We start from the raw sequence: 7,428 nt of genomic DNA on the forward strand, positions 1-7,428 counted from the left end.
GGGTGGCCGGGTGGCCGGGGTGGTCAGCGGCGGCTGGCGACCTGGCGGAGGCGGTCGGCCAGGCGGAGGTTGGGGAGGGTGACGATGCCGCAGGTGTCGCGGGTGTCGAGGCGGTCGACCTCGGCCTCGAGGGACTCGGTGGGGACTCTGGTCCGGCCGTGCTTCCCGGAGTAGCGGGCGAGGCTCTCCAGGACGTCGATGGCGTTGTTGATCAGCGGGTTCCCGGGCTCCGCCTCGGACTCGGAGGGTTCGCGCGCCTGGAGGTACCAGTGGGTGGCCTCGTGGGGTTCGTCGAGCTCCCGGTGGTGGAGGTGGAGGCAGTAGGCGGCGGCGCGGTCGCCGGCGCCCGCGGCGAGTTGCCACCAGAACTGCGCGCTCTCCCGCCGCCCGGTCAGGTAGAGCAGGCAGGCGAACACCATCGTCCCGGCGGCGAAGTCCTTGTGCTCCGCCGGGAGATCGGGCGGAGGGTCCTCGACCAGATGGGACAGGTGCCGGGCGGCGCCCGGCCGGTCGAGGACCCAGCCGGAGACCAGGTTGAGGGTCTGCCTGGCCTGCCTGGCGCGGACGAGCTCCGGACTCGCCGCCCGGCGTGCCGGCCGCCCGGCGGCCTCCGCTGCCAGGCGGCGCAGCCCGGCGGCGGCGTCGAACGACGCGGAGGACATGGGGATCTGGAGGGTGTCCAGCAGCTCGTCGACGGTCGGTGTGGTCACCGGAGTCCTTCTTCCTTCTCGTGGTTCTCGGGAGCGGGATCGGCGGGCAGCCCCAGAAGCACCCGCAGGCGCTCCTTGGCCCGGCGGTGGTGGTAGTCCACCGTCCGGTCGTCCAGCCCCATGAAACTGGCGACCGTCCTGGTGGGGTGCCCCAGGATGTGCCGCAGCACGATCACGTCGCACTGCCGGGGCGGCAGTTCGGCGATCGCCGTGTACACGCCCCGCGAGCTCTCCATCTTCGCCAGCCGCCCCTGGGCGGCGCGCAGCATTTGCGCCACGGGGCCGTTCACGATGTACGCGGGCAGCCGCCCCTCGACCTCCAGCTGCTCGCGGACCACCCGCCGCAGCACGCGCCACGCGCTCTGCTCCAGGTTGCCCTCCGTCAGCAGCTCGGCCCAGCCGGCCAGCAACTCGGCGAACACCAGGTGCGCCGCCTCCTCGGCCGCGCGCCTGTTGCCGAGGTGGGCCTCGGCGTAGGCGTGGTACATCCCCTGGTGCACGAGGTAGAACGCCTCGGCGTCCAGCGGCAGATCCACCTGCACGGGCGGGCTGATACCGGCCTCGTAGGGACTGCCCTCCGGGAGATCCTCTTCCCTCACGACGGCCTCCCGTCGTACATGGCGGTCCGTCCACCCGCCAGGCCGCAGACAGCGAAGTTCGACATCGGTTCCTCTTCATCGACGTCGGCCACGGCCAACAGGCCGCTGCCGGAGGCTGGTTGGGCCTCACCACCCACCTAAGCGATTCGCAAGAGCGGTCACGCATGCCTCTCGAAGAAATTGTCACCGGGTGGGTTTGCACGTGCGCGTGAAGTAAGATGATCATAGAAAGGGCAAGTCGGGACAAGCCTCTGACCTGCTGACTTTTGGAGTCTGTGCACTCCTGTGGGCAGAAGGTGGCAGATGGTGTGTCTAAGGTCACACCAAGGCGGTCGAACGCCGTCACATGAGGACAGACCCGGGATCGCCCCGGTCGATCCCGCTCGATCCCGCTCGCCGTCGAGGCCGCGGAACGCCCCGGGCGGGTGGCGGACGTGGCCGAGACGGGACTGTTTCCCGCGGGCGACCCCGGAGACGCTGGGAGTGGTCCTCTGCCGACGTGTCCCGATCGGATTCCGGTGGTGCACATGAAGTTCAGCTACGCCCTGCTCCCCGACTACCCCCTGCACGAGTCCCTGGCGTCGATCCGCCTCGCCGACGATCTCGGCTTCCACGCCTGCTACGCCGCCGACGAGACCTGGCACAAGGACCTGTGGCAGCTGTTCGCGGTGGCGGCCGGCCAGACCCGCCGCATCCGCTTCGGTCCCAGCGTCTCCCCGGTCACCCTGCGCGAGCCGAGCCTGATCGCGCAGTCGCTGGCCACGCTCGACGAGCTGTCCGGCGGCCGGGCCGAAGGCGTGCTCTCCAGCGGGAACTTCGGGCTGCTGGCGCAGTACGGCATGGACTGGACGAAGACCCGGCCGTTGTCCCGCGTGAAGGAGGGTCTGCATGTGGTCCGCACCCTGCTGGACAGCGGGGCGATCACCTACGACGGCGAGTTCTTCACCTACGACGGGCTGTTCACCTTCGCCAGGCCCGTCCAGGAGCGCCTGCCGCTGATGCTGGGCGCCATGCGCGGGCCCAGGTCCTTCGAGGCGGCCGGCGAGCTGTCCGACGGCTGCCACCACGCGCTGAGCTACACCCGCGAGGCGTACGACTACGCGGTACGTCACATCCGGGCCGGAGCCGAGCGGGCGGGCAAGGACTGGCGGGACCTGGACATCGGGGCCTGGGTGGTCTTCGCCACCGGGCCCGACTCCGCACGGGCCAAGGAGGCGGCCCGCAGCATGGTCGGCATCTACGCCTCGTCCATGCCGAAGGAGCAGTTGCTCCGCAACGGCGTCGACCCGCAGGAGCTCGCGCCCGTCATCGACGCGATCGCGGGTGGCGACCTGGCCCGCGGCATCGAGCTGACCAGCCCGTGCCTCGCCGACCGCCTCTCCGTCTCCGGCACCCCCGAGGAGTGCCTGGAGAAGATCCGGCGGGACATCGCACCGGCCGGCGTCAACCACATGATCTGCGCCATCACCGACCGCGGCCTGGTGCGCGCCTTCACCGGCCGCGACCTCGACCAGGTCGCCGACGTCGACACCCAGCTACGCCTGATCCACGACCACATCATGCCCGCGCTGACCTGACCCGACGGCCGCCCCCCGGAACCGGTCCGGGGCCCGCGCCCGTGAGGGTTCCCCGTTCGCTGCCGGGCAGCGGGAATGGGCGGGCAGCGGGAATGGGCGGGCGCGGCCACTCGCGCCTTTGCTACGGTGGCCGGCATGAAGCGCGCTGGTATGACGACGACGCCGGAGAGTGTCCCGGCGCGCTGACCATGTCCGACCGACAAGCCCCGGGGCGAGTGCCCCGGGGCTTCGTGCTGCGGTCGCTCGCCCGATGTCCGCGAGGAGACCGCCATGCACGACCACCGCAGGATCGGCCGTGAGCTGGACCTGTTCGACACCGATCCGCTGATCGGCGCCGGGCTGCCGTACTGGCTGCCCGAGGGGGCGGCCGTGCGGCACGCCCTGGAGGAGTACATCCGCGGCGAGGAGCGGCGGGCCGGGTACCGGCACGTGTACTCGCCGGTGCTGGGCAAACGGGAACTGTACGAGATCTCGGGACACTGGGCGCACTACGGCGACGACATGTTCCCGCCGATGGACCTCGGCGGCGAGCAGGTCGTCCTGCGGCCGAGCCTGTGCCCGCACCACGCGGTGATCTACCGCTCCCGCGCCCACAGCTACCGCGAACTGCCCCTGCGGATCGCCGAGTTGGGCGGCATGTACCGCTCCGAGCTCTCGGGGGTGCTCGGCGGGCTGACCCGGGTGCGGGCCATCCAGCTGAACGACGCGCACATCTTCTGCACCCTGGACCAGGTGGCGGAGGAGGCGCGGGGCGCGCTGGAGATGATCCGCCGGGCGTACGAGGCGCTCGGCCTCAGCCCGGCCCGCTACCGGCTCTCCCTCCCCGGGCCCGGCGGGAAGTACGTGGCCGCCCCCGAGATGTGGCGGCGGTCCGCGGTGCTGCTGACCGAGGTCATGGAACGCTCGGGGCTGCCGTTCGAGGCGGCCGAGGGCGAGGCCGCGTTCTACGGGCCCAAGATCGACGTGCAGGTCGCCGACGGCGCGGGGCGCGAGTCGACCCTCTCCACCGTGCAGGTCGACTTCCACCAGCCCGAGCGGTTCGACCTGCGCTACATCGGCGCGGACGGCGCCAGGCACCGGCCCGTCATGGTGCACCGGAGCATCGTGGGCAGCGTCGAGCGGGCCGTCGCCCACCTCATCGAGCGGCACGGCGGCGCGTTCCCCGCCTGGCTCGCCCCGACCCAGGTGGCCGTCCTGCCGGTCTCCGAGGCGGAACTCCCCGACGCCGCCGACCTCGCCGGGCGCTGCGCCGCCCTGGGGCTGCGGGCCGAGGTCGCCGCTCCCGGGCGCGGCAGCCTGGGGGCCCGGGTCCGGGAGGCCAGGCTCGTGCCGTACCAGGCCGTCATCGGCGCGCGGGAGGCGGCGGACGGCCGCGTCGCGCTGCGCCTGCGCGACGGCCGCCGCCTGGACCCCCTGCCCGCGGAGGACGCCCTCGCCCGCGTCGCCGCGCTGGTGGGCGCCCACCGCACCGCGCTGTGGGAGTGAGACCGCGCCGCGGCCTCAGCCCGCCGGCCGGAGCGAGGCGCCGGGGCGCCGGCTCCGGCTCTCGGCGCCCCGGCCGCCCGGCCGGTGCGGCCCGCGCCCGGGGCGCGCCCCGAGCGCCCCCAGCGCCAGCCCCGCGGTCGCCAGGAACGCGGCGCCGAGACCGAACCGGTCGGCGAGCGCCCCCAGCGCCGCCGGGCCGACCACCGTTCCGGCGCCGAGGAAGACCACCGTGGCCGTGAAGCCGGTGGCCGGGCGCTCGGGGAAGACCTGGTAGCTCCACACCGCGAGGAGGCCGGAGCCCGCCATGAAGCTCGGCCCGTACACCAGCGCGGAGCCGGCCACGGCGGGGAGCGCGTCCGGCGCCGTGCCCAGCAGCGCGAGCGCCACCGCGATCCCCGCGAAGAGCCAGGCGTGGACCCGGCGCGCGCCGAACCGGGCGATGGCGTGCCCGGTCAGCACCCCGGCCGTGCCCGCCGCGCCCATCAGCGTCCAGAACAGCGGCTCGACGGCGGCCCCGCCGTCGATGGCCTCGATGGCGAAGGTCCAGTAGACGGCCCCCGCCAGCCCGTAGACCAGCGCGGTCACGTAGAGGGGAACGGCCCGCCCCACGGCCAGCCACCGCAGCCCCTCCGCCGCGCGCGCTCCGGCGCCCGCCCCCGCGCGTCCCCGGGCGGCGGCCCGGCCGCTGCCCCGTGGCAGCACCCGGGCGTTGTACCAGGTCGCCACCAGGCCGGCGGCGGCGAACGCCAGCCACGCGAACCGCCAGCCCGTGTCCCGGGTCAGCAGCGCCAGCGGTCCCGCCACCAGCACGGCGAACGCCGTCCCGCACGCGATCGCGCCCATCACCCGCCCCCGCGCGGCCGGACGGGCCACCCGGTCCACCACGTCGGAGAACGGCGCCCAGACCAGGCCCGAGCTGGCCCCGGCCAGCACCAGGCCGAACGAGAGCTGCGCCGCTCCTCCCGCACAGGCCACCAGCGCCATGCCCGCCGTCGCCGCCGCGCCGCCCGCGACCACCAGCGGCCGGGGGCCGCACCGGGCGACCAGCGCGCCGACCGCGAGCAGCGCCACCAGATAACTGGCGTAGGTCGCGCTGCCGATGAGGCCCACGGCCGTCACCGACAGGCCGAACTCGTCGCGGAACTCGGGAAGGAAGAGCCCGTATCCGTACCGGGCGAAGCCGAAGCCCACCCCGATGGCGGCCAGGCCCGCCACGCTCACCTGCCATTCTCGTCTCATGCGTCAAGCCTGTGACCTGGGCGGACGCGAGGACAGTGGCGAAAACGACGTGATGCCGTAGATTTACGCCATGACCGCACCCGCCCGCGTCGCCGTGGCCCTGCTCGATGAGACCTCCCTCTTCGAACTCGCCGTCCCCTGTGCCGTCTTCCGCTCCCCTCACTACGAACTCCTGCTCTGCGCCACCGCGCCCGGCGGGCCGCGCCACCGGGGACCCGGCGGACTCACGCTCCGCACCGAGCACGGCCTCGACGAGCTGGCCCGCGCCGACCTCGTCGTGGTCCCGGCCTGCGTCATGGACGGCTACCGGCCCCCGGACGGCCTGCTCGACGCCCTGCGCACCGCCCACGCCGCCGGCGCCCGCGTCGCCTCCCTCTGTTCGGGCGCGTTCGTCCTGGCCGCGGCCGGGCTGCTCGACGGCCGGGAGGCCGCCACCCACTGGATGTACGCGGACGAGCTGCGCCGCCGCCACCCGCGGGTCGACGTCAACGACCACGCCCTCTACGTGGACGACGGCGACATCCTCACCAGCGCGGGCACCGCCGCCGCCATCGACCTGTGCCTGCACATCGTGCGCGCCGACCACGGCTCCGCGGTCGCCGCCGCCATCGGCCGCCAGATGGTCGTCGCCCCCCACCGGGAGGGCGGCCAGCGGCAGTACGTCCCGCCCCGCCGCCCGCGCCCCGAGGGACGGGGGACCGGCCTGGCCCCGGTGCTCGACTGGGCGCTGGCCCGGCTCGACCAGCCGCTCGCCGTCGCGGAGATGGCCCGGCGCGCCGGCATGAGCGAGCGCACCTTCCTGCGCCACTTCAACCGCGAGGTCGGCACCACGCCGCTGAAGTGGCTCATCCAGCAGCGTCTCGCCCGCGCCCGCGAACTGCTGGAGACCACCGACCTCCCCGTGGACGCCGTCGCCGAACGCAGCGGCCTCGGCTCGGCGGACGGTCTGCGGCAGCACTTCGGCCGGGCGCTCGGCACCACCCCGGTCGCCTACCGGCGGGCGTTCCGCCGCTCCGGCTGAGACGGCGCCGGCCCCGCCGACGCCCCGGGCCCGGCCGCGCCGGCCAGCCGCTCCCTGGCCTCCATCAGCGCGAAGCCCAGCAGATTCGATCCGCGCCAGCGCGCCGGGTCCCGCGCGCGCTCGTCCGTCGCGGACAGTCCGATCCCCCATATCCGGTCCCGCGGACTGGCCTCCACCAGAACCCTCGTCCCCGTGCCCAGCAGATACGCCGAGAGATCCTCGCGCTGCCCGAACTTGTGGACGCCGCCCTCGACCACGAGACCGAACCGGTGCTCCCGCCACGTCTCCTCGTCGAAGCCGCGCACCGCGCGTCCCACCTCCTTGGCGGCCCGCGGATGCGACGCGGATATCACCCGCTCCCTCGCCTCCTCGTCCCCGAAGAGCCGCGCCTTGCCCGCCATCATCCAGTGCTCGGCCGTCGCGTACCGCACGCCGTCCACCTCGAACGGCGCGGGCCACCACTGGCTGAGGCATCCCGCCCCGACGCTCCCGTCCCGCTCGGGACGGTGCCCCCAGAAGCACAGGAACGCCAGCCGCTCGCCCGCCGCGGCCCGCTCCACCAGCCCCGCGACCCGCGCGTCGCCCTCACCGTCCGTCACGCTCGTGCCCGTCTCCTCGCTCATGTCCCCGATTCTGGCACCCCCCACTGACAATCCGTCACGCACGGTGACGGTGGCGCTCCGCGTCCCCTACAGATAGGCCCCGGTGCCCGCCTCCCGCCGCGGCGCCGGAACCGACGCCGGCGCGGTGCCCCTGCGCAGCGCGTACAGCTCCGCCAGGGTCGCCCCCTCCCGCCC

At 74.2% G+C, this 7,428-nt stretch carries 7 protein-coding genes and 1 pseudogene; 3 read left to right on the top strand and 5 right to left on the bottom strand.

Annotated features, from left to right (window positions below):
• Positions 1-23: 23 nt before the first annotated feature.
• Together ADY01_RS29845 and ADY01_RS29850 are read right to left on the bottom strand one after the other, a co-directional pair.
• Positions 24-710 carry a hypothetical protein gene (locus tag ADY01_RS29845; RefSeq protein WP_049579692.1) on the bottom strand — a complete coding sequence of 229 codons (687 nt, stop codon included), beginning with the start codon at positions 708-710 and terminating at the stop codon, positions 24-26.
• Positions 707-1,309, bottom strand: a complete 603-nt coding sequence (locus ADY01_RS29850) for an RNA polymerase sigma factor (protein ID WP_049579694.1) — start codon at positions 1,307-1,309, stop codon at positions 707-709. Before ADY01_RS29850 ends, ADY01_RS29845 begins: the two co-directional genes overlap by 4 nt.
• Positions 1,310-1,836: 527 nt before the next feature.
• Here ADY01_RS29850 and ADY01_RS29855 point away from each other — a divergent pair.
• A complete protein-coding gene (locus ADY01_RS29855; RefSeq protein WP_049579701.1) occupies positions 1,837-2,886 on the top strand; it encodes an LLM class flavin-dependent oxidoreductase in 1,050 nt (349 codons plus the stop codon).
• Positions 2,887-3,156: 270 nt separating this feature from the next.
• The gene (gene thrS / locus ADY01_RS29860; RefSeq protein ID WP_049579695.1) at positions 3,157-4,371 is read left to right on the top strand and encodes a threonine--tRNA ligase; all 1,215 of its coding nucleotides are present in this window, start codon (positions 3,157-3,159) and stop codon (positions 4,369-4,371) included.
• Positions 4,372-4,386: 15 nt separating this feature from the next.
• Here the strand turns inward: thrS and ADY01_RS29865 are convergent, their stop codons facing one another.
• Entirely contained in the window at positions 4,387-5,610 is a 1,224-nt protein-coding gene (locus tag ADY01_RS29865) for an MFS transporter (protein ID WP_107081868.1), read from the bottom strand.
• 70 nt (positions 5,611-5,680) lie between these two features.
• Between ADY01_RS29865 and ADY01_RS29870 the strand changes: the two genes are divergently transcribed.
• The gene (locus ADY01_RS29870) at positions 5,681-6,631 is read left to right on the top strand and encodes a GlxA family transcriptional regulator (RefSeq protein WP_049579697.1); all 951 of its coding nucleotides are present in this window, start codon (positions 5,681-5,683) and stop codon (positions 6,629-6,631) included.
• Here the strand turns inward: ADY01_RS29870 and ADY01_RS29875 are convergent.
• The gene (locus ADY01_RS29875) at positions 6,601-7,254 is read right to left on the bottom strand and encodes an NADAR family protein (protein WP_049579699.1); all 654 of its coding nucleotides are present in this window, start codon (positions 7,252-7,254) and stop codon (positions 6,601-6,603) included. The genes ADY01_RS29870 and ADY01_RS29875 overlap by 31 nt on opposite strands.
• Positions 7,255-7,320: 66 nt before the next feature.
• A pseudogene (locus ADY01_RS41030) lies at positions 7,321-7,428 on the bottom strand (ATPase); the annotation flags it as partial.

Source organism: Streptomyces sp. SBT349, from assembly GCF_001083795.1.
In the GTDB taxonomy this organism is placed as follows: Bacteria; Actinomycetota; Actinomycetes; order Streptomycetales; family Streptomycetaceae; genus Streptomyces.